Below are 22,124 nucleotides of genomic sequence, written 5' to 3' on the forward strand. Positions count from 1 at the left end.
TTAATACTTAAAATAATTCAGGTTTTGAGCTAAATGGTGCCTCACACAACCGAAAACATGTTCAGTATTAAAAAATATCATTTAAGTCGATGGTGTAAGCCTGTACAGCTCTAGATGCAGACGTATTTGCTGGTTGATGACCACGAATTTGGTTAATCAACGTAATTAATTTATCTGAGTACCCAGGATCTGTTGCATACCCTGCTTGATGCAATCGACGAGCAGCTATTTCAGGACTCGATGCTGTTTGTACATTCTTATAGCGTGGATTATCAGTCAGTAGGCTAATGTAATCGGCAATAGCTTCTTCGTATGAGCCATACACCCGAAAATCATCTCGCATTTTAAGGGTTTTACCGTCAATCACTTCTGTCGTCATGATATTTGTGACAGGGCCTTGCCAGCTTTTTCCTGCTTTAATACCAAACAGGTTATGACTGGTTTTACCGTCCATAGTGAGGATTTCTCTTTGTCCCCAACCACTTTCTAGCGCGGCTTGCGCTAAAATCAAGAAATGCGAAATACCACTTTTTTGGCTCGCCGCTTTCGCAGGCTCCATCAATCGACCAATAAAATTAGTGCTATTGAGTGATAATGATTTTATTTTTTGGAATGGTGCAGAAAGTGCATCTCCCGTAGGGGCAAAACGGCGCATCATTTGTGCCATCGAAAATGGCGGCAATGATTGCAAGGTTTTCTCATCTAACGAGGAAAAAGAAGCTTGAGTCGGTAAATCTTGTTGCTGCGAGTTGCGCGTTAACTGTTGGTACATCATATCGGCAAAACCAAGCCCTTTTTGCGATAAATCTTGAGCAATTTGCTGATCATACATACTGGTTAACATACGTGTTTGGTCGCTTGAAAACATACCATCTTGTGGAAGCGCCGAACGCATACTTTTTAGCATCATTTGAACAAAAGTGGCTTCAAGTTGCTGCGTAACATGACGCAGCCCTTGTTCAGGATCTTTATTCAATTCACCTTTCAAGCTGCTTAGGGACTGAACATCAAATGCAGCCCCTTGCAATAACTGCATATCACTCATTAAATAATCTCCAATTTCGCACGTAGGCAACCTGCACTTTCCATCGCCTGCAAAATTGACATCAAATCATTAGGTGTCGCCCCTAATGTATTGAGTGCTTGAATGACTTGATTAAGTTGCACACTCGCGTTGACTTTTTGCAGTGCCCCACCTTGATCACGCACACCCACACTGGTATTACGCGTGACAACGGTTTGACCGCCTGCAAAAGGCGTATCGGGCTGACTCACTTGAGTTTGTCTTTCCACCGTAACCGCCAAACTACCGTGGGCTACTGCGCAGCTTTCTAACGTCACACTGCGATTAATCACCACTGAGCCTGTTCGAGAATTTAATATCACTTTGGCTTCTGCGATTGGCGTGCGCACATTCAACTCTTGTACACGGGATAAAAAGAGCACTTGATCTCGATTGTTTGCAGGAACCAGCAATTGAACAGTACGTGAATCCAGCGCCGTTGCTGTGCCCATCCCACCCATACGGTTAATCGCGTCTGTAATATCTTGTGCTAAGGTAAAACTATCTTCATTCAATTGCAGGTTGATAGCACCACTTTGACCGAAGTTGCTCGGCAATTCGCGCTCAATCGTCGCTCCACCAGAAATTCGTCCGCCATTAAGTTGATTCACTTTAATGCTGCTGCCACCACCACTTGCTCCCGCACCGCCCACTAAAACATTGCCTTGTGCCATTGCATAAACTTGACCGTCAGCACCTTTTAACGGCGTCATCAATAACGTACCACCACGTAAACTTTTGGCATTACCCATTGATGAAACGACAATATCGACTTCCTGCCCTGCACGTGAAAAAGGAGGCAATTTTGCCGTGATCATCACCGCCGCCACATTTTTCAATTGCATATTAGTGCCAGCCGGAACAGTGATCCCCATTTGGGATAACATATTGTTCAAGCTTTGAGTGGTAAATGGCGTTTGCATGGTTTGGTCACCAGTTCCATCAAGGCCAACCACTAAACCATAACCAATTAATGCGTTATCTCGCACACCTTGTATGGAGGTGAGGTCTTTAATGCGCTCACTTTGCGCAGGTGCCACAACAAGGCAAAATAGTGATAGCAAAATGAATACTTTGTTTTTCATTGAATTCTCTCGGCTGTTCTATTCGCTAATTAATAAGGGGATACATTTAAGAAGAAGCGCTGTAACCAACCCATATTTTGCGATTCATTGATATAACCATCGCCGACATATTCAATACGAGCGTCTGCGACTTGCGTCGAGCTCACATTATTATCTGCACCAATTGTGCGTGGATTGACGACACCAGAGAAGCGGATGGATTCAGTACCTTGATTAATAGCTATCTGTTTTTCACCCACGACATGTAAATTCCCATTGGCTAATAACTGGTCAACGGTAACGGTAATAGTGCCTTTAAAGGTATTATTTGCATTCGCGCCACCTTTACCGGTGAAATCGCTATTTCCTTTGATATCCAGCTCAGTGTTATTACCGCCGATCCAACCTTGCATAAATCCAGGCAGGATAGCCGCCAGAAAGCCTGTTTTCCCACTCCGATTCGCGTTAGCTGATGAGTTTTTACTAGCACTGACATTTTCTTGTAAGTTGATAGTCAAAATATCACCGACATTGCGCGGTCGCCTATCTTCAAACAGAGGCTGATAACCATAATAAGCAGGCTGAGCACTTTGAAAAATAGCACCATTTGGCGAAGGCGCAGTAGGTGCTGTTGGCACCGCTGTCGTTGTCGTATTCACCAACGGACTTGGTTTGATATACGCACAACCGCTCATCGTGAACATCAAAACAGCCACCAGCCACATTGGCTTAGGCGTACAAAAACGCGAATGTAAAACTGTTGCCTGCGGTTGTGGAACCATGTCGCTTTCAATCATCATGCTACTCTTTTGCTGCTGTATACGTTTTGTCATCATGAAGAGTTCCTTCTCACTGACAATTCACAACGCTAGTCTTACAATACGATGTGAATTGTCGCTCACGCGAGTGTCTATCAGGGCATTAATTACAGTTGTGCTAGACGTTGTAACATCTGGTCAGACGCCGATACCGCTTTACTGTTAATTTCATATGCACGCTGAGTTTGAATCATATTAACCAGCTCCTCAGCCACATTGACGTTAGAGGTTTCTAACATGTTCTGATAAAGCAAACCGGCACCATTCGTTCCCGGTGCACTTTCATTTGGTGCGCCTGAACTGGCCGTTTCCATATAAAGATTTTCACCCATGCTCTCAAGGCCAGCATCATTGATGAAAGTCGTCAGAGTAATTTGTCCAATTTGCTGCGGCTGATTATCCCCAAAAACAGTGACCGACACAGTACCATCACGAGCAATACTGAGGCTATTCGCATTGTCAGGGATCATAATTGCAGGCACGATTTGAAAACCACTAGAGGTGACCAATTGTCCATCTTGGTTTGGCTGCAAAGCACCATCACGCGTATAAGCATCGGTCCCATCTGGCATTTGAACATGCAAAAAGCCTTGGCCTTTAATCGCGATATCCGTCGTGTTACCTGTTTTATTCAGGTTCCCTTGCTCATGAACACGCATTGTCGCAACCGGACGTACCCCTGTACCCATCTGTAAACCGGATGGTAACGAGGTTTGATCTGAGCTCATAGCACCCGGCTGGCGAATGTTTTGATACAATAAATCTTCAAACACAGCCCGTTGACGTTTAAAACCATTAGTACTGACGTTAGCCAAGTTATTCGAAATGACATCAAGGTTAGTTTGTTGAGCATCAAGCCCAGTTTTCGCAATCCATAGAGAACGGATCATAATAATTCCTTACTGAATATTAGCTGATGGCAAGCAATTGATTTGCCCGTTGTGCGTTTTCATCGGCACTACTGACAACTTTCATTTGCATTTCAAAATGCCTTGCATTGGCAATCATCGATACCATCGCCTCAGCAGCATTGACGTTACTTCCCTCAATCACACCTGATGTGACAATAGCGCGCTCACTTTGTGGTAAGACGTTGCCATTGGCCGCTTGTGCCTGAGGCGATAAATGGAATAAACCATCTTCACCACGAATTAAATCTTGAGGCTGCGCTTCGACAACTTTTAAACGCCCAATTTGTCCCAACATGGTTGGAGGATCAGTTGCAAGCAGTGCAGTAATGGTGCCATCAGTACCAATGGTAAGATCAGCATTAGGTGGCACGTTAATAGGACCGCCATCGCCTTGTAAACGACGCTCTCCAATCATCAACTCACCATCCGATGAAATTTGAAGATTACCGTTACGGGTATAAGCTTCTGTACCATCCGCTAATTCGACTGCAAGAAAATGCTTATCGTTTAGCGCTACATCTGTTTGCCTACCCGTATAGTTAAGCGGCCCTTGACTCATGTCAGCACCTGGAGTTGAAGCAACAACGAGTGTCCGCGTTGGTTCGCTATCCCCATTAATTGGCACAGCGCGCATCGCAGAAAGCTGCGCCTTAAAACCTGCCGTTGATACATTGGCAATGTTATTAGAGACAATCGCTTGGTTTTCAAGCGCATGACGCGCTCCACCCATAGCAGTATAAATGACGTGATCCATGGACAGCCTCTAGACTTATCGTAAGTTAACCAGTGTTTGTAACATCTGATCTTGCGTTTTAATGGTCTGTGCGTTTGATTGATAATTGCGTTGCATCACTATCATGCTGATGAGTTCTTGGCTCATATCCACGTTAGATGATTCAAGTGCACCACTGGTTAATTTACCAAACTGACCGACACCCGGTACGCCGTCCATTGGGTTACCTGATGCATTAGATGATGCCCAAACGTTACCGCCTTGAGAAACCAGTCCATTAGGATTAGCAAATGCAGATAGTGCAATTTGTCCCACAATACGTTTTTGTTGGTTTGAATAGTTAGCGACAAGCATGCCGTTATCTTCGATTTTGAACGTGGTGTATTCACCCGCTGGATAGCCATCGACGTCGATAGCACTGACAGAAGACTCACTGACTTTTTGTTGACGGGTTTTACTCAGATCTATCTGTAAAGTGTCATTATTCGCGCCATTAAGACCGGTATAAGCAAAATCAAATCTCGCATTTGCTGAGTCTTTTAATTTACCGTTACCATCAAACTCCAAATCACCGATTTTTTTAGCTTCTTTATCATTTGCATCTTTTGCATAAGCGGTCCATTTATTGTCAACAGTCTTAACAAAATAAACAGAGATCTCATGGGTATTACCTTGGCTGTCATAGGCAGTCATAGTAGTGCTAAAGTTATAGCTCGCGTTATCATCTGGGTTTTTAACATCAAACGGTTTGTCTTTGACTTTATCGTCTGAATTTAAGTTAATCGTTAATTTCGCTAATTTAGACGCTTGCGCATCCATCATATCCGTTGGAATATTCAAGCCTGCGGGCACGCCACCGCTTTGTATAGACACATTCCCTTTTTCATCAACACTTGCTGGATAGCCTGTCACAACCATGCCTTGGTTGTTCACCAAGTTACCGCTTTTATCTCGTTGAAATTGACCATCACGGCTATAAAAAATATCGCCATTTTTATCTTGTACACGGAAAAAACCACTGCCTGAAATCGCGACATCTGTTGCTCTATCAGTACGTGTAATTGGGCCATCTTTGAAGTTTTGTGTTACAGCCGCGACGTTAACACCAAGACCCACACCTGAACCTGCAAACATATCTGCAAATGAGGTAGTCGCGCCTTTAAAACCATTAGTTGCGGAGTTGGCAATATTGTTACCAATCGAATCAAGTCCCGCTGAAGCCGCATTTAAGCCACTGACTGCTTGTGAAAAAGACATATTTTCTCCATAAAAATTAGGGGGCTGCCGATCTTAGTTGCTTATTGTTACAGGGCAAAAAGATTGAAAAACAACCAATTAAATTAAGATGCGGGATACACTTTAAAGATGCTGCTTAGCGGCACGCTTTGCCCAATACCAACATCTAATAAAGGGGCATCTGATCCCGGCGTAACACCATTGACGCGGGCATAGCCCAATTTGGTGACATCAATTTCAGCCCCCGACTTCAATGCTTTCACATCAAAGTAATATTTACCTTTGGTGTCTGAAACTAAATTACCGTTGTTATCACGTCCATCCCATGCCATATCGTAAATATCAGGTTTAACTTCGGTGTCATAAGTGATGGTACGGACAACCATTCTATTTTTATCGCGAATGGTAATTTCAACGGTGTCTGCTAATTTAGGTAAAAAGAAGCCAAACGGTGATGAAATATAATCCGTTTGTGGTTCTTCAGTTGCCTCTTCGCCATCAATTGCACTTTTATCACTTAGTGCAAATATGGATGCGCTATTAGGACTAATACCTTCTTCCGGTAGTGGATTGGAGGGTTTGGAGATTGTGCTTTTCTCGCCATTACTTTCTTTTTTCAACGGCGCTAAAATAATTTCGTTGCGAGGAATCAAGACCCCTTTGCCAACGAGCTGGGTCGCTTGTAGTGATTGTCCAGAACCAATTTGTTGAGAAATACCACTAACGTTGTCACTGAGTTTATTCATGCTCTCAAGAGTGGCAATTTGCGCCAACTGACTCGTTAAATCGGTATTTTCCATTGGTTTGGTTGGATCTTGATTTTGCATTTGCGTCACAATCATTTTCAAGAAAGTGTCTCGCATGTCATCACTTTGACTTTTTTTGGGTACATTACTTGCCGCCGCTGCGGGGCCAGCAGTGCTGTTATCCAAAGAATCGTACATTGTGGCTGCAATCCCCATACCGTGCCTCCGTTATTGACCTAGAGTTAATGTCTTTTGTAACAATGACTTTGCAGTGTTCATCACTTCTAGGTTGGCTTGGTAGCTACGTGATGCAGAAATGGTATTGATCATCTCGCCAACAGTGTCTACGTTAGGCATTTTCACATAGCCTTTTTCATCAGCTAGAGGATGACCAGGTTTATATTCCATACGTGGTGGTGATGGGTCTTCAATCAATTGACTCACACGTACGCCGCCAACTTCATTACGCCCTTGTGGTGACATTTGAAATACCACTTGTTTAGCACGGTATGGCTGACCATCAGGGCCTGCCACACTTTCTGCGTTTGCCATATTGCTCGCACTCACGTTAAGGCGTTGAGATTGCGCGGTCAGCGCTGACGCAGAAATATCGAAAATACTCAGTAAGGCCATGAAAAATTACCCTTGCTGCAAAACAGCCAACATGCTTTTGATGCGGCTATTGATGAATGTAAGATCAGCCTGATATTTCAGGGTGTTATCGGCAAACTGGCTACGTTCAATATCCATATCGACCGTATTACCGTCCATTGACGTTTGATAAGGCACGCGATATTTCAGATCTAATTGAGGTGCTTTCATACCATGCCCTTCAATGTGTCCCTTAGATGTCACCGCGAGAGAAACGCCTTTTCCTTGTACTGCGCCTTTATCCATCGCTTGTTGTAATTGACGATTAAAGTCAATATCACGCGCCTGATAGCCCGGCGTATCGGCATTAGCAATGTTAGAAGCTAAAACCGTCTGTCTCGCTTCTCTTATTGACAAAGCCTGCTGCTGGAATGCAAACGTGGCATTTAATTTATCAATCATATTTACCTCAACGGGTTTAAAGCCAGCCCTGGATTTATACGCAAAATAGTTCAAGCTGAAAGATAACTAAGTGCACGTCAACGCACAGGCAACTTGAAGAATGACGAGTATTAAATGTTAAAATTCGACGCGCCTATATTAGCCGCCTAACAAAAAATCTAATGGCGAGATAAAGGCAAAATTATTGACCTATTTGAGTCATTCATTGTTTTTGAGGTGGGTAAACTGCAAGCGTGAAAAAGTTTGATTCTTGGGAGACGGCATAGGTATGCTTCGTATTCGTTCACTGATTTGGTTCCCAACTTTTGGTGTGTTGAGTTTATTTTCTAGCGTGGCACAAAGCGCACTGCCACAGGATATTAACCAATATTTTCGTCAAATTCATGGGGAGAAAAATAGTATTTCTATTGAAATTAAAACCCCTATTGACCGTTGGCCTAACTGTGAAAAACCCCAAATTAGTCCTGCTGTTGGGGGGCGAAATATGGGAAATGTCTCTTTACCTGTGCAGTGTGGTAAGAAAAAACAATTTATGCAGCTCACTGTTAATGTGATGGGGCAGTATTATGTAGCGACTCGAAATATCTCACGAGGCGAAATAGTTGAGTTTGTCGATATTGGTACTAAGAAAGGGTTATTGCATAAGCTTCCTGCGGGTGCTGCAACAGATAAAATAGCCGTGCGTGGAACCATTGCCCTACGAAATATATCCGCAGGACAAACATTGACGAATTCAATGCTTAGACGTCCTTGGGCCATTAAATCAGGACAAACAGTATTTGTATTTGCGACTGGTGATAATTTTTCGGTGAAATATGAAGGCCGCGCCATTAATAATGCAGTTACAGGTGGAAATCTACGTGTACGCTTAGTGAATGGACAAGTTGTCAACGGCGAAGCTTTAGAAAATGGCAGTGTAAAAGTTGCCTTAAAGTAAATGGAATTATTAATTATTTCATAACACTAGATAGCTATGCAATATTTTGTAACACTAGAGACACTAAAGATTCATACAGGATTGCCGATAACCTAAATATGAAAAATATCGGGAACAGGAAAACACATTATGGCTATTGAGCAGACATCTGCAATTTCTGCATTGACTCAGGTGACTAACCGCGATCCACAAGACGCGACTATCCCGGTGCGCGATAAAAAAGTTTTAATAAATGAAGTAGTTAAAGAAAGTGCATTTGCACCAAGTGAACTACAAAAAAAATTATTGCAGCCTCAAGCTAGTGATATTGATCTGGCTAAAGTTGAAAGAATTAAGCAAGCGATTCAAGACGGCACCTTAAAAATGGACGCTGGAAAAGTCGCCGATGGTATTTTACGCGATGCTCACGAATGCATGTTATCAATGAAATAATATAATTATCATGAATGACGAATTATTAATATTACTAGAGCAACAGCTCTCACATTTACAGTCACTGCAAATTGTGATGAAAAATGAAGAATTATTATTAGGTTATCATCAAGTTCCGCCTTCGCCTTTTCAAGAGACGACAGAGCAAAAACGTTTTTTAGTTGCGGCAATTAGCTATGGTGAAAACCATCGTTTACAGCTTGAAGCACAAGCGCAAATTGTCGCACCTTATGAAGACAATCTTGCGTTAAATGGCATCTGGGAAATGATCAAATCTTTAACGGGTGAATTAAAAGATCTAAATTACCGTAACCATCAAATGCTACAACTGCATATGGAACTTAATTCAGAGCGCCTGAATTTTGCAAAAAAACATAATAATCAATCAACTTATGGTGCAGACGGTCTAGAATCTAAACGCCCAGTTTTAGGTAAAAAGATATCAATTTAGGCGATTAAAGGCTTTATCTTCCATTATGATTAAAGATGGGAATTTTCGAATAACACGCCGAAAAACATGGGCTTATTCATAATTATTGATTTAGATAATCAGTGTTTAAATTAAAAAGTATTAGCACTGCACTATTTGCTTTAATTTCGCCTCGCACCCATTTTGATACGTTTTCTTTCATCATATTCAATATCAAGGAAAAATGATTGTGAGATATTATTTTGCTCACAAATTCGCTTGATATCTTTACCTGACATCAGTTTAGACTCACCAAATTTTGTCATTCCTTTGCTTTTATTCTAGCGTCTATGCGCCGAGCCACTACGTCATCGGTAATACCAACCGCTTACATCTCTTGAGAAAATTGAAATAGTTCATTCAGTTTATTCTTCATCATTAATCCTAATCAAAATATTGCTTAAATAATTCGAATCACAGGTAGGCAACAAATGAAGCCAACACCCCTGTGATTCAAAGTATGACAGAAAGAAAAAACTAAGCGCCGCTAATCATCGACGTCATCCTAATCTTCCGATGATCGCTCAACTCAAGATTAGACATCACGACCAACTGCGGCAAGCTACGACGTAAGAAACGAGACAAAATCAGACGTAACCCGTGATTAACCAACAATACGGTTGGTGCGCCCATTGCCTCTTGGTGGCCTATCGCCTCTTCTGCTTGAGCTTGAATAAACTGTGCTAAATTAGGTTCTAAACCACCGCCATTTTTCGCCGCTTGCAGTAAAATTTGTTCTAAATTTGCATCTAAACCAATGACTTGAATTTCTTCTGCATTACCAAACCACTGTTGAGTGATAGCACGCCCTAATGCAATTCTGATTTGCGATGTCAGGTAATCAGTATCTTTTTGCTCGCCGTTTTCACCTGCCATTTCAGCTAACGTTTCAATAATAGTGCGCATATCACGAATAACCACATCTTCCATCAACAAGTTTTGCAAAACTCGATGTAAAATCGTTAAAGAAATCGTATCTGGGATCAAATCATCAGCCAGTTTCGGCATCTCTTTTTTCACACGGTCATACAGCATTTGCGCTTCTTGACGACCAAAAAGCGAACTGGAATTTTGTAATAAAATTTGATTAAAATGCGTCGCTACTGCGGTACTGGCTGAAACAACCGTATAACCTTGAATTTGTGCTTGCTCACGCAGATCATCATCAATCCAAACCGCCGGTAGACCAAAGGCTGGCTCTTTCGTAATATCGCCTTCTAATGAACCCGCCGCATTGCCTGGGTCGATAGCTAGACTACGTCCCGGCTGTGCTTCGCCACGCCCAACTTCAGCACCTTTAATTAAAATGCGGTATTCACAAGGAGATAGCTCTAAGTTGTCGCAAATATGCACCACCGGCGGTAAATAGCCGATCTCTTGTGCAAATTTTTTACGTAATCCACGTAAACGCCCTAATAGCTCCCCCTGTTGCTCGTTATCAACCAACGGAATTAAGCGGTATCCCACTTCCATGGCCAATAAATCTTCCAGCTGCACATCATCCCACGTCGCTTCAACCACTTTATTTGCTTCATTAAAATGTTGCGCTTGGCTACTATCCGCTTTCCCTTCCGGATTTTTTGATTTACGAATCAGATACCAACCTAATCCAGCTAAAGCCGCGGTAAACAATAAAAATACAAAATTCGGCATGCCTGGAATAAGACCAATCAGCCCCAACACTCCAGCACTTAACCACATAACCCGTGGGTTATTGAACAGTTGGTTAACCATCTGTTCGCCCACATCTTCATCGGTCGCTACACGGGTAACAATTACCCCTGCGGCAGTTGAAATAATCAATGCAGGAATTTGAGCCACCAAACCATCACCAATAGTGAGCAATGTATAGGCACTCGTTGCATCCCCCAGTGACATATTGTGTTGCCCAACCCCGATGATAAGACCACCAATCACGTTAATTACCATGATCATGATCCCAGCGACGGCATCCCCTCGGACGAACTTACTTGCACCATCCATCGAGCCATAAAAATCAGCTTCTTGAGTCACTTCAGAACGGCGTTTTTTGGCTTCATCATCACTAATAATACCGGCGTTTAAATCGGCATCGATAGCCATCTGCTTACCGGGCATACCATCAAGGACAAAACGTGCGCCCACTTCGGCAATACGTCCAGCACCTTTAGTAATAACCATAAAGTTGATTAAAACTAAGATGATAAATACAACAATACCAATCGCAAAATTACCGCCAACCAAGAAGTGGCCAAATGCTTCAACCACTTTACCTGCTGCATCAGGGCCAGTATGACCATCCAATAAGATAATACGTGTCGAGGCGATATTGAGTGATAAACGCAATAACGTAGCAAATAGTAAAATAGTCGGAAAAGCGGCAAAATCAAGCGTGCGCTTAGTGAACATGGCCACTAATAGCACCATGATCGACAACGCGATATTAAAAGTAAATAATAAATCCAATAAAAAAGCCGGCAACGGTAAAACCATCATCGACAAGATAAGTAAGATAAGAATTGGCCCGGCAAGTATTTGCCACTGCGTTCCTTGTAGATTTTTCGGCAATTTTAAAAGAGCAGCCAAATTAGCCATCGCGATTGTTATCTCCAGCAAAGTCCAGTGTCGGTGGCACTGGTAAATTTTTCGGTTTTTTCGGTCTGAGTCCACCCTCACTACGCCAACGGCGTAATTGATAAACCCATGCTAAAACTTCTGCTACCGCTGCATACAGCGCAACAGGGATACTTTGTCCTATTTCCGCATGACGATATAACGCACGCGCCAGCGGGGGGGCTTCTAGCTGCAATATTCGATGCTCTTCCCCAAGTTGTTTGATGCGTTGAGCAATAACGCCAGCGCCTTTGGCCAACACTTTTGGGGCTCCCATTCTTTTATCGTCATATTTAAGCGCTACTGCATAGTGGGTCGGGTTAGTAACGATGACATCAGCACTCGGTACATCGGCCATCATACGATTACGCGCCATTGCCCGTTGCTGTTGGCGAATTTTCGCCTTGATATGTGGATCGCCTTCTTGTTGTTTAAACTCATCCTTAATTTCTTGACGGCTCATACGTAATTTTTTTAGATGAGAACGGAATTGATAAAACACATCGAACGCCACCATCGGGATCAGCAAAAAGACAATTAAATATCCCGCAAAAATGACCTTTTCTAGCCCATTAGCAAGCGCAGTAACAGGCGCTTCCATCGCAAGATGTAAGAGCGATGGCCAACTTTGCCATAAAAATATAAACGTACCGAGCCCCACAAAGAATGACTTCAAAATGGCTTTGAAAAGCTCAGAAAGCGCATTCATCGAAAAAATTCGCTTTAATCCTTTTATCAAATCAAGCTTTTTCAAATCAAACTTAATTAGCTTACTATTAAAAACTAATCCACCAACCAATGACGACGCTGAGATCCCAACTAAGGCCAATCCCCCTATCACCGGAAATAATGCAAAAAGAGCTTCACTAACAACACGCCCTAAATAACTGAGCATCAACCCCGTATTTTGTAAATAATGCCCATCAAAAATAAAACCTTGGCGTACGGTTTGACGTAGTTGATCCGCCAAATGCCCACCGCTAAGCCACAGCAAACTAATACCCGCTAACATCATCATTAATGAGTTTAATTCTTTCGAACGAACGATTTGCCCATCATCCCTAGCTTTTTCTTTTTTATGGGGGGTGGGCTCTTCTGTTTTTTCTACATCGCTTTCGTCGGACACTTTTGTTCCAAAATTTAAACACAATATGAGTTATCGCTATAGCATGACAGACTGTCAAAAAATCAATGGTGGAAAATAGATGTACTTCAAGGGGGTTATTTGGCAATTGAACAATATGACAACAGTTTTGTGAACCGCGGTGCAAGGATGAATATTTAATGAAAAATAAATGAGGAAAAATCAAATAAGCAATTGATTTATTAATTGACCAATTTTAATTAATATAGTTGAAAATCAATATGAAAATAAGGTCATTATGTTATGGATATTTGCCACCTAGTTGCTCCGGATATCAATTTAGAAGATGCCCCAAAAGAAGCGGAGCGAATGCTTAGCTGGCTTAAACAACAAGGTATTATTGATCCTATCTTTCAAGGCATTGAAGATGACGAAATCATTTATCGCCCGACCGCTGAATATAAAGAACCTGTTTTGTATGTGATTGATGACAATGTTGTACCAACACAACTGCCAGAAAACACATTGAAAAACTATCTCACAATCGTGACTGAACGTACTGTATTTCACGCTGGTGGCAATGGCCTTGGTCTTTATTGCCCGCAATGTACCAGTGAACAAAGTGAACGTAGCAATGATTGGAGTGATACGGTAACCGATTGGTATGAGGGTAAACCTGAAAGTCTCGCATGCATTAATTGCGGCTTTGATGCGCCACTGTCCGGCTGGAAATTCGACCCTCAATGGGCATTTGGTCATCTTGGCTTTAGCTTTCATGATTGGGATCTCAGCGATGCTTTTATTATGGAGTTTGAACAAACGCTTGGCAGTGAAATCATCGTTGTTTATCAACATGATTAGTTATTAATATCAATTCAACAGTAGGATTACTTGCACTTAAATAAATACAAGTATTCCTACTATAAAACACATCATATATTATTAATTTTTATAAACTTTTTTTATAAAACCCTTACCCACTTAGAAATAATCTATATTTGATATTTTATCAAATAAATACTTGGTATTTTACTCACACAAAACCCTTAGATTTAAGATTAATCAAAAAAGGTATTTTTATGTACGTACAGCAGTATTCAAATAATAGAAGAATACTTTCATGGAATAAACCTTCATTTAAAAAAGCATTTATTAATTTATTCACTAAAAATATAGTTAAAGTTAATTTATGCGATATACCAAAAACACCTAATACCCTAGTTGCAAATACTGCTATTGTAAATAATATTCCCTGCTTTGATGAGGTTGATTCTAGGCAAGAGATAAATAAACTAAATAAAGAGAATGATCACCCAAAATTTAAATTAGCTGCTTATATAGAAAAAAATAGAGAGCATTGTAATGGCATAGAAACACCAAATATCAGTGCCCTAAATCAATCTCACAAAAAAGACATTATCGATTGCCTTAAACGGGTTATTGTCATTGGTGATAGTTTATCTGACTCCAAGGGCCGTATGTTTGCTAAAACTTTTGGAATACTGCCCTCGGCACCACAGTACCATAAAGGGAAATTTACCAATGGTTTTACTTGGCCTGAATTCCTTACTTCGCCACATTTCATGAAACATAAAACTATTGATACTCAGAATAATCGAGTCACCTATTCCCCTGTGACTCTAATGAATAAAGCTGAAGGCGGTGCAGTCGCGGGAAATTATAATCAGTTGATTCCAAAGTTCAAATTTATTTCAAACATGAAAAAACAAATAAATAAAATCAAATTTGAGGCTACAGACTTGGCAATTGTTTCCCTCGGAGCTAATGATTATGTAACTTTTGCTAAAGAAGACATTAATAAAGTTATCGATGACCAAATTAATTTAATTAAAAAAATGACTCAGCAAGGAGCAAAAAATATTTTAGTAATGGGGGTACCTAACCTAGCATCAACACCTTTCGCCAAAATACAATCCAGTACCTATAAAAATAAGATGAAAATAATTACACTCATTCATAATATAAGGCTAAAATTGCGATTAAATAAAATTGCCTCTCAAGAAGATATAAATATTAAATTCTTTGACCTTTATAAGGCTATGGCCGAAATAACAAAAAAAGCTGAAGAACTAAATTTATTAAGCAGTTCTAATATTGAAGGCGATACCAAAAACCGACCTTATATTTTAGACAGGCCCTTTACGAAAGGTTATATTGGAGGAACAGGCTATATGGATACGGCTCCCAATTATCTATTTAATGATAGCGTCCACCCGACGCAAGAAGTTCACTCCATTATTTCAATGATATTAAACGATTTTATTGTGAAAGAGTATCAAACCAAAAATAATTCGAATTACAAGTAAGCAGTAATTGAAGCTATCCCAAGAAACATCCATAAGTATGTAACTTGGGTAGCTGAGAGCTGCTCTGTAGCCCGAAGTATGATAGGAATTGATTTAGAATCCTAACTCATCAAGTAAATCATCCACCTGCGATTGTGATGCCATCACATTCACACCTTCTTTATTAATTTGCGGACCATTCAGTAAACTATCAGTTTGCTGCTTCGCACGCATTTCTGGTGGTGTGTTTTCCACTAACAGCGCGAGAAGCTGTTTCTCTGCTTCTTCAACGACTTCCATCATTTTTTTAATAACTTGGCCGGTTAAATCCTGGAAATCTTGCGCCATCATAATTTCTAACAGTTCAGCTTTAGTTGTTTCACTGTCTTCAATCACTTGCGTTAAAAATGCTTGAGTTGCCCCTTGCAGTTCAACAGAAACACCTTCTGCCTCTGAATTTTGCCATTGTTGCTGCAATTCAATCGCATCTTTGTTCATTTTCACTTGTAATGGCTTAATCACATCAATGCCATTAAGTGTTTTTTCTGCTGCCTGAGCGGTCATTTGAGCAATATAGCGTAACCTGTCTTTCCCATCAGGAATACTGGCTACCGCTTGCTGAACACTTTTTTCAAGACCAAGCTCACGCATGCTCTCTCTAAGTGTTCTCATTAAAGTACCAATTCGAGTAATAACTTGTTTTAAGTCTTCGTTACCATTTCGATTGCTTTGTAAAAATGTTGATTCAGTCATCACAGTCTCCTTTAACAAGTGCGCTTATTGCAGTCCCATTTTTTCGAATACTTTATTAAGTTTTTCTTCTAAAATGGCAGCTGTAAATGGCTTCACAACATACCCACTTGCACCAGCTTGTGCTGCGGCAATGATATTTTCCTTTTTCGCTTCAGCGGTAACCATTAATACAGGAATATGCTTGAGCGCTTCATCACCACGAATAGTTTTGAGTAACTCTAAACCGTCCATATTTGGCATATTCCAATCTGCGACGACGAAATCAATATTTCCAGTACGAATTTTATCTAATGCATCAACGCCATCTTCAGCTTCTTCTATTTTATTAAATCCAAGCTCTTTTAATAAGTTACGTACGATACGACGCATTGTGGAAAAATCATCAACAACCAAAAAACTAAGATCTTTAGCGGCCATAACCACTCCTTCAAAATACAATAGTGAATATCTGTAACAGTTATGCCGTTACAGAAGAAAGTTTTGCTAAAATACTTGGTGCAATTTTAAGAATATCTTGCACTTCATCTACAGCATCCATTTCGATAGCAGCTCGCGGCATACCAAATACCACACAACTACTTTCGTTTTGAGCATAGGTAATTGCACCTTGCTTACGTAAATTTAAGAGTCCTTTTGCACCGTCCATACCCATTCCGGTTAATAAGACACCGACACATTTACGCCCGACACATTGAGCTACTGAATCAAAGAGGACATCAACAGAAGGCCGATGACGATTTACCGGTTCACTTTGCTGCAAAATAACTTGAAAACCTTTGCCTTTATCAGCAATCAACATATGCGAATCACCAGGTGCAATGTAGGCATAACCTTTTTGCAATAATTCATTGTGCTCAGCTTCTTTTACCGTTAGCACACACAGTTTATTAAGTCGTTCAGCGAACGAGCGCGTAAATCCGGCTGGCATATGTTGCGTAATGACCACAGGCGGACATTCACGAGGCAACATTTCTAAAAACTGACGTATCGCTTCAGTTCCCCCCGTTGATGCACCAACTGCAATAACGCGACTATGGCATACATGCGGGGAAAGCGGTTTCGCAAATGTTGTAGATTCTGACGCTTTATTTTCGACTCGTGCAAAACGAGTACGCTGCGTGATTTTCGACATCGCTGCCGCGCGAATTTTCTCTCCAATCAAGTCACGATAACTCATCATGGTTTCACGAATACCAATCTGTGGTTTAGTGACAAAATCGACCGCGCCTAGCTCTAAAGCTTTTAATGTAACTTCAGAACCTTTTGAGGTTAATGTTGATACCATCACAACAGGCATAGGATGAAGTCGCATCAATTTCTCAAGAAAATCAATACCATCCATGCGAGGCATTTCAACATCAAGCGTGATCACGTCAGGAACAAGTTGCTTAATCAAATCACGCGCGACATAAGGATCAGGCGCAGTATCAACCACCTCCATATCAGGATGGCTGTTGATAATTTCCCGCATTAATTGGCGCATCAGTGCGGAGTCATCAACGCAAAGCACTTTAATTTTTTTCACTACCCCCTCCTTCCAGCTTGTACGCTGTAGACGGTTTGTCCTTTAATCACGAAACTTTGCGACAATTGAGATAAATTTTCAGAATGACCGATAAACAACAAGCCATCTGGTTTAAGTAATGTGGCAAATCGTTCAAGCATTTTCATTTGCATTTCTTTATCAAAATAAATCATGACATTACGACAAAAAATAGCATCGAAGCGATGCTGTAATTGCCAGTCGTTGTCACTCAGATTTAAATAACGAAATTCAATCATTTGCCGCAATGCCGGTTTAACTCGAGCGTAGCCTTCAAACTCACCGACACCTTTCATAAAATTACGTTGCCTTTGCAAAGCACTTAAGGATTTGAGTTCTTCAACACGATAAACGCCTTGCTTGGCTTTATCTAAAACCTCGGTATCGATATCACTAGCTATCACTTTGGCATTAATTGCATGGGGCCCTAAAACATCGCTCAATGTCATCGCGATTGAGTAAGGCTCTTCCCCTGTCGAAGATGCCGCACACCAAATGTTAATATTGCTGTCTTTTCGTGTGCGAATAAAATCTGATAAGGTTACAAAATGATGTGGTTCACGAAAAAATGCCGTTAGGTTGGTCGTTAATGCGTTCACGAAAGCCTGCCATTCTGGATTCGATGGCTCCCGCTCTAACATACGTAGATAATCAGTAAAATTGTCGATATTACAGTCACGTAACCGTTTTAATAACCGATTATAGACCATACTTTTTTTATTCATGGTAAGGACAATGCCTGATTTTTTATGAATAAATCGACAAACCCGACCAAAGTCTTCATCGGTCAATGGTTCTATTTGTGGTACAAAAAGCATCGTACTTGTCGCCCTATTCAATAAAACCCCAGAGGTAGCCTTCAATTGGTGGCCAGACTCTGAGGTTAACAACGCTATTGTTGATTAAATTCACCGTTTAATGCGGCTTGTTTGGTTGTCTGGTAGTTCAAAGAATGCAACGGTATCCACTAAGTTATTAGCTTGATCTTCAAGCGCTGCCGTTGCGCTTGTTGACTGCTCAACTAAAGCCGCATTTTGTTGCGTTACTAAATCCATCTGACTCACTGCGGTAGCGACTTGCTCAATACCTCGGCTTTGCTCATTCGATGCAGATGCAATACTCCCCATTAATTCAGTTACTTGATTAACCGCAGCAACCAATTCATTCATGGTTTGCCCTGCTTCATTAACTAAGAGGGAACCTTGGCTAACCCGGCCAACAGATTCATCGATAAGTGCTTTAATTTCTTTTGCTGCTTCAGCGCTACGTTGTGCTAATGCGCGAACTTCACCAGCAACAACAGAGAATCCCCGACCTTGCTCACCAGCTCGAGCCGCTTCAACTGCTGCATTAAGGGCTAAAATGTTAGTTTGAAATGCAATACCATCAATCACACTAATAATTGCGCTGATTTTTTGCGAGCTATGAGAAATCGACGTCATCGTTGCAATAACATCAATCGTGATTTCACCACCTTTTGTTGCCGTTTTTGATGCACTGACTGCCAATTCACTAGCTTGACGTGCATTGTCTGCATTTTGTTTCACTGTCGCGGTGAGTTCTTCCATACTCGCAGCAGTTTCTTCTAATGAGGCAGCTTGCTGTTCAGTACGCGATGATAAGTTGTTATTGCCTAATGCTATCTCACGAATACCGGTATACATTTGATCGGTGTTAGAACGTAATGCCGTAATCGACGTCGCGAGTGAATTTTGCATTAATTTCAATTGTTCAAATACGTATCCAATTTCATCACGCGTGGTCACTTCAATCTTTTGATTTAATTTACCTTCGGCAACTTTAGTAAAATGTTCACTCATGCTACTTAATGGTTTGATAACTTTTCGTTTCATCCAATAATGCGCAAATGTTGTCACCAAAATAATAATGACGATAACTGAAAGGAATGAACTCCAAGCGAAAGTATTATAGAGCCTTGCCGCTTCTAAGGATTCTTGATCTTCAATTTTGATTAATGCTAAATAATCATTAATCATTCCTAATAACTGATCTTGATGAGCTTGTGCAGGCAGTGAAATATAAGAAGCGACATCATTGTTATCAAGGTGAGTATTTAATGCATTAAGTACGGTAATAAATGCTTGGTATTTGTCCTCAAGAGCTGCAAGATTTTCTTTTTCGGACAAAATAGGTTGAATTTTGAAAGATTCATAATCTTTCGCAGCTTCTGCCATAAACCGGTCAAACGTCGTTTTCGTTTCTTCGATAAGTGGCGCGTTATCACCTACTTTTAAAAGCAATGCAATTTGAGTAAGACTATTTCGAGCCTGCATTAAATCTTTATTTATTTCTTCTAATAATGCACTTTTTTTAGCGCCTAAATCGATACGCTCTAAAGAGTTTAATTCACTCGTGACTATTGCGACAGAAACCCCGCTCGATACAATTTGCATCCCGCAAAATAAAAAAAGCAATAGATATAAACTTACTGAAATTCGTATATTACCAAACATATAACCCCCACTTACGCCAACCAGGTTTCTGTAGATTTAAGCATCAATTTTGCGATATACAGAAACGCTGCAAAGTTGCTACCTAATAAGGTAATAACTTCACAGCGCTAAACTGTGCTTAACCTTTAGAACGTTTCCCAATTATCATCATTTTTATGATCCTTAGATGATAATTTAGCTAGATCCGGGGTTTTAACGATATTTGAAATCGTCCTTGCCGCCGGCTTTGTATTACGCACTTCCGTGTGTTTTAACGCCGGTAGACGGAAAATAGAAATGAGCTGTGACAGTTTTGCAACCTGTTCTTCCAACACATTTGCCGCTACCGCCGATTGCTCAACCAGTGACGCATTTTGCTGAGTCACTTTGTCCATTTCAGCGACTGCTATGCTGACTTGTGAAATACCTTTACTTTGCTCATCAGATGCAGTGGCAATATGAGACATAATGTCTGTGACCCGCGTGACCGACTCAACAATCTTGGTCATCGTTTCACCCGCATCTTCAGCTTGACGAGCGCCAGTGCCCGTTCTTGAAACAGAATCTTCGATGAGCGTTTTAATTTCTTTTGCTGCATCGGCACTGCGCTGAGCTAAGTTACGGACTTCATCGGCAACGACAGCAAAGCCACGACCATGTTCCCCAGCACGTGCTGCTTCAACGGCTGCATTTAGTGCTAAGATATTGGTTTGAAAAGCAATACTATCAATAACAGCGGTAATATCAGATATTTTTTGTGAGCTATCGGCAATATTAAGCATGGTGCTAACGACATTAGAGACAACTTTCCCGCCTTCTTTCGCAATCACCGACGCTTGATTCGCAAACTCACTCGCTTGATGAGCATATTCGGTATTTTGTTTTACCGTCGCTGTTAACTCACTCATACTCGCCGAAGTCTCTTCTAGACAAGCAACCTGCTGCTCTGTTCTAGATGAAAGATCATTATTTCCGGCGGCAATTTCAGTCGTTCCTTGATAAATAGTTTCGCTACCATCAAGTACACCACGCACCGTATTAATAAGCTCTTGCTGCATGTGTTGCACACCTCGAGCAAGTTCGCCTATTTCATTATTGGCGTTGGTATCAACCTTCGGTGTTAAATCTCCGGCTGCAAAGACTTTAATACGTTCAATCAATAAAGTTAGTGGCTCAATAATACCTTTACGTACATATCGGTAACTTAATAAGCCCACAAATGCTAACGTAATCGATAAAATCACTAGCATATAAAGTGATTGGCGGTAATTATTGTCTGCATTGACAACTTCAGCCTGAAAATCGGCAGAAATATCAGCGAAATAGGCATTGAACTGTTCTTCAAATTTAACTTGAAGACCTGAGGTTCGATGCGCATAAAACTTTTCTAAATCACCTTTTTCTGCATATTCACCTAAGGTAACTAATGCATTACGATAATCTTCATAGGTCGCAAATAATTTCTCGAACTTAGCTTTATCATAGGTCGAGCTTTGCATCAGTTTGTTGTAACGAACATACGCATCATCTGCAGATTTAAAATTACGTTTAGCTGCTTTAATTAAATCTTCTGTTGTTGAATCATCTTGAATTTTTCGACCTTCTAATAAATAGGCATTTACTGACCGATTTAAGTTGGCACGAGCTTGTAATAAGTTAACCCAGCTTTCAGTTAATACTTGTCTTTGGCGTTGGAGCGAATTTAAATAATTAATACTGTCACTGTTATCACCGAGCTTGTTAAACATCAAACCACTAGATACCAGTTGCAATAAAATAAAAATAAAAATGACGGACAAAAGTCCTGATACGATCTTAATTCGACTATACATGACGTTTTACTAACATTATTTTGTTGTATTTTGGATATCGGTCATTCAACTAAAAACTTTAGTTAATGAGATATTAATATTTGAGCAATGAATAAAGCT

At 40.8% G+C, this 22,124-nt stretch carries 23 protein-coding genes; 5 read left to right on the plus strand and 18 right to left on the minus strand.

Annotation, left to right across the window (positions count from 1 at the left end):
• Window positions 1–67 precede the first annotated feature (67 nt).
• The 9 genes from flgJ to flgB form a co-directional block, all read right to left on the minus strand.
• A complete protein-coding gene (flgJ, locus tag DD649_RS13665) occupies window positions 68–1,045 on the minus strand; it encodes a flagellar assembly peptidoglycan hydrolase FlgJ (RefSeq protein ID WP_294107774.1) in 978 nt (325 codons plus the stop codon).
• On the minus strand, window positions 1,045–2,148 hold the full coding sequence (locus DD649_RS13670; RefSeq protein ID WP_294107777.1) for a flagellar basal body P-ring protein FlgI: 1,104 nt from the start codon (window positions 2,146–2,148) through the stop codon (window positions 1,045–1,047). Before DD649_RS13670 ends, flgJ begins: the two co-directional genes overlap by 1 nt.
• A 29-nt stretch (window positions 2,149–2,177) precedes the next feature.
• A complete protein-coding gene (locus DD649_RS13675) occupies window positions 2,178–2,960 on the minus strand; it encodes a flagellar basal body L-ring protein FlgH (RefSeq protein ID WP_294107884.1) in 783 nt (260 codons plus the stop codon).
• 92 nt (window positions 2,961–3,052) lie between these two features.
• Window positions 3,053–3,835, minus strand: a complete 783-nt coding sequence (gene flgG / locus DD649_RS13680; protein ID WP_294107779.1) for a flagellar basal-body rod protein FlgG — start codon at window positions 3,833–3,835, stop codon at window positions 3,053–3,055.
• A gap of 19 nt (window positions 3,836–3,854) precedes the next feature.
• On the minus strand, window positions 3,855–4,610 hold the full coding sequence (flgF, locus tag DD649_RS13685) for a flagellar basal body rod protein FlgF (protein WP_294107781.1): 756 nt from the start codon (window positions 4,608–4,610) through the stop codon (window positions 3,855–3,857).
• 15 nt (window positions 4,611–4,625) lie between these two features.
• On the minus strand, window positions 4,626–5,846 hold the full coding sequence (gene flgE / locus DD649_RS13690) for a flagellar hook protein FlgE (RefSeq protein ID WP_294107783.1): 1,221 nt from the start codon (window positions 5,844–5,846) through the stop codon (window positions 4,626–4,628).
• A gap of 83 nt (window positions 5,847–5,929) precedes the next feature.
• Window positions 5,930–6,787, minus strand: a complete 858-nt coding sequence (locus DD649_RS13695; protein ID WP_294107785.1) for a flagellar hook capping FlgD N-terminal domain-containing protein — start codon at window positions 6,785–6,787, stop codon at window positions 5,930–5,932.
• A gap of 12 nt (window positions 6,788–6,799) precedes the next feature.
• Window positions 6,800–7,204: a flagellar basal body rod protein FlgC gene (flgC, locus tag DD649_RS13700; RefSeq protein ID WP_294107787.1), complete on the minus strand. Its 405-nt coding sequence runs from the start codon at window positions 7,202–7,204 to the stop codon at window positions 6,800–6,802.
• Between the two features lie 6 nt (window positions 7,205–7,210).
• Window positions 7,211–7,624 (minus strand): flagellar basal body rod protein FlgB, encoded by a 414-nt coding sequence (gene flgB / locus DD649_RS13705; RefSeq protein WP_294107789.1) that lies wholly within the window; start codon window positions 7,622–7,624, stop codon window positions 7,211–7,213.
• Between the two features lie 268 nt (window positions 7,625–7,892).
• Here flgB and flgA point away from each other — a divergent pair, with 268 nt between their 5' ends.
• The 3 genes from flgA to flgN all read left to right on the plus strand — a co-directional run bounded on the left by flgA (window position 7,893) and on the right by flgN (window position 9,444).
• Entirely contained in the window at window positions 7,893–8,561 is a 669-nt protein-coding gene (gene flgA / locus DD649_RS13710) for a flagellar basal body P-ring formation chaperone FlgA (RefSeq protein WP_294107791.1), read from the plus strand.
• Window positions 8,562–8,690: 129 nt separating this feature from the next.
• Entirely contained in the window at window positions 8,691–8,993 is a 303-nt protein-coding gene (gene flgM / locus DD649_RS13715; protein WP_294107793.1) for a flagellar biosynthesis anti-sigma factor FlgM, read from the plus strand.
• Window positions 8,994–9,003: 10 nt separating this feature from the next.
• On the plus strand, window positions 9,004–9,444 hold the full coding sequence (gene flgN, locus DD649_RS13720; protein WP_294107794.1) for a flagellar export chaperone FlgN: 441 nt from the start codon (window positions 9,004–9,006) through the stop codon (window positions 9,442–9,444).
• A 140-nt stretch (window positions 9,445–9,584) separates the two neighbouring features.
• Here the strand turns inward: flgN and DD649_RS13725 are convergent, their stop codons facing one another.
• The 3 genes from DD649_RS13725 to flhB all read right to left on the minus strand — a co-directional run bounded on the left by DD649_RS13725 (window position 9,585) and on the right by flhB (window position 13,180).
• Window positions 9,585–9,728 carry a hypothetical protein gene (locus tag DD649_RS13725; protein WP_294107796.1) on the minus strand — a complete coding sequence of 48 codons (144 nt, stop codon included), beginning with the start codon at window positions 9,726–9,728 and terminating at the stop codon, window positions 9,585–9,587.
• 211 nt (window positions 9,729–9,939) lie between these two features.
• A complete protein-coding gene (gene flhA / locus DD649_RS13730) occupies window positions 9,940–12,036 on the minus strand; it encodes a flagellar biosynthesis protein FlhA (RefSeq protein WP_294107798.1) in 2,097 nt (698 codons plus the stop codon).
• A complete protein-coding gene (gene flhB / locus DD649_RS13735; RefSeq protein ID WP_294107800.1) occupies window positions 12,029–13,180 on the minus strand; it encodes a flagellar biosynthesis protein FlhB in 1,152 nt (383 codons plus the stop codon). The genes flhA and flhB overlap by 8 nt, the downstream gene beginning before the upstream one ends.
• A 261-nt stretch (window positions 13,181–13,441) precedes the next feature.
• Here flhB and DD649_RS13740 point away from each other — a divergent pair, with 261 nt between their 5' ends.
• Both DD649_RS13740 and DD649_RS13745 read left to right on the plus strand, forming a co-directional pair.
• On the plus strand, window positions 13,442–13,999 hold the full coding sequence (locus DD649_RS13740) for a hypothetical protein (protein ID WP_294107802.1): 558 nt from the start codon (window positions 13,442–13,444) through the stop codon (window positions 13,997–13,999).
• A 218-nt stretch (window positions 14,000–14,217) separates the two neighbouring features.
• On the plus strand, window positions 14,218–15,465 hold the full coding sequence (locus tag DD649_RS13745; protein WP_294107804.1) for an SGNH/GDSL hydrolase family protein: 1,248 nt from the start codon (window positions 14,218–14,220) through the stop codon (window positions 15,463–15,465).
• A 93-nt stretch (window positions 15,466–15,558) separates the two neighbouring features.
• Here the strand turns inward: DD649_RS13745 and DD649_RS13750 are convergent, their stop codons facing one another.
• The 6 genes from DD649_RS13750 to DD649_RS13775 all read right to left on the minus strand — a co-directional run bounded on the left by DD649_RS13750 (window position 15,559) and on the right by DD649_RS13775 (window position 22,025).
• Window positions 15,559–16,197 (minus strand): protein phosphatase CheZ, encoded by a 639-nt coding sequence (locus DD649_RS13750; RefSeq protein ID WP_294107806.1) that lies wholly within the window; start codon window positions 16,195–16,197, stop codon window positions 15,559–15,561.
• A 24-nt stretch (window positions 16,198–16,221) separates the two neighbouring features.
• The gene (gene cheY, locus DD649_RS13755) at window positions 16,222–16,614 is read right to left on the minus strand and encodes a chemotaxis response regulator CheY (protein WP_294107808.1); all 393 of its coding nucleotides are present in this window, start codon (window positions 16,612–16,614) and stop codon (window positions 16,222–16,224) included.
• 40 nt (window positions 16,615–16,654) lie between these two features.
• Window positions 16,655–17,722 carry a chemotaxis response regulator protein-glutamate methylesterase gene (locus DD649_RS13760; RefSeq protein WP_294107810.1) on the minus strand — a complete coding sequence of 356 codons (1,068 nt, stop codon included), beginning with the start codon at window positions 17,720–17,722 and terminating at the stop codon, window positions 16,655–16,657.
• The gene (locus DD649_RS13765) at window positions 17,722–18,558 is read right to left on the minus strand and encodes a CheR family methyltransferase (RefSeq protein ID WP_294107812.1); all 837 of its coding nucleotides are present in this window, start codon (window positions 18,556–18,558) and stop codon (window positions 17,722–17,724) included. Before DD649_RS13765 ends, DD649_RS13760 begins: the two co-directional genes overlap by 1 nt.
• Before the next feature lie 90 nt (window positions 18,559–18,648).
• On the minus strand, window positions 18,649–20,214 hold the full coding sequence (locus tag DD649_RS13770; RefSeq protein WP_336430852.1) for a methyl-accepting chemotaxis protein: 1,566 nt from the start codon (window positions 20,212–20,214) through the stop codon (window positions 18,649–18,651).
• Between the two features lie 125 nt (window positions 20,215–20,339).
• A complete protein-coding gene (locus DD649_RS13775) occupies window positions 20,340–22,025 on the minus strand; it encodes a methyl-accepting chemotaxis protein (protein ID WP_294107816.1) in 1,686 nt (561 codons plus the stop codon).
• Window positions 22,026–22,124: the final 99 nt, after the last annotated feature.

It is taken from the genome of Providencia sp., assembly GCF_003533305.1.
Classification (GTDB): Bacteria; Pseudomonadota; Gammaproteobacteria; order Enterobacterales; family Enterobacteriaceae; genus Providencia.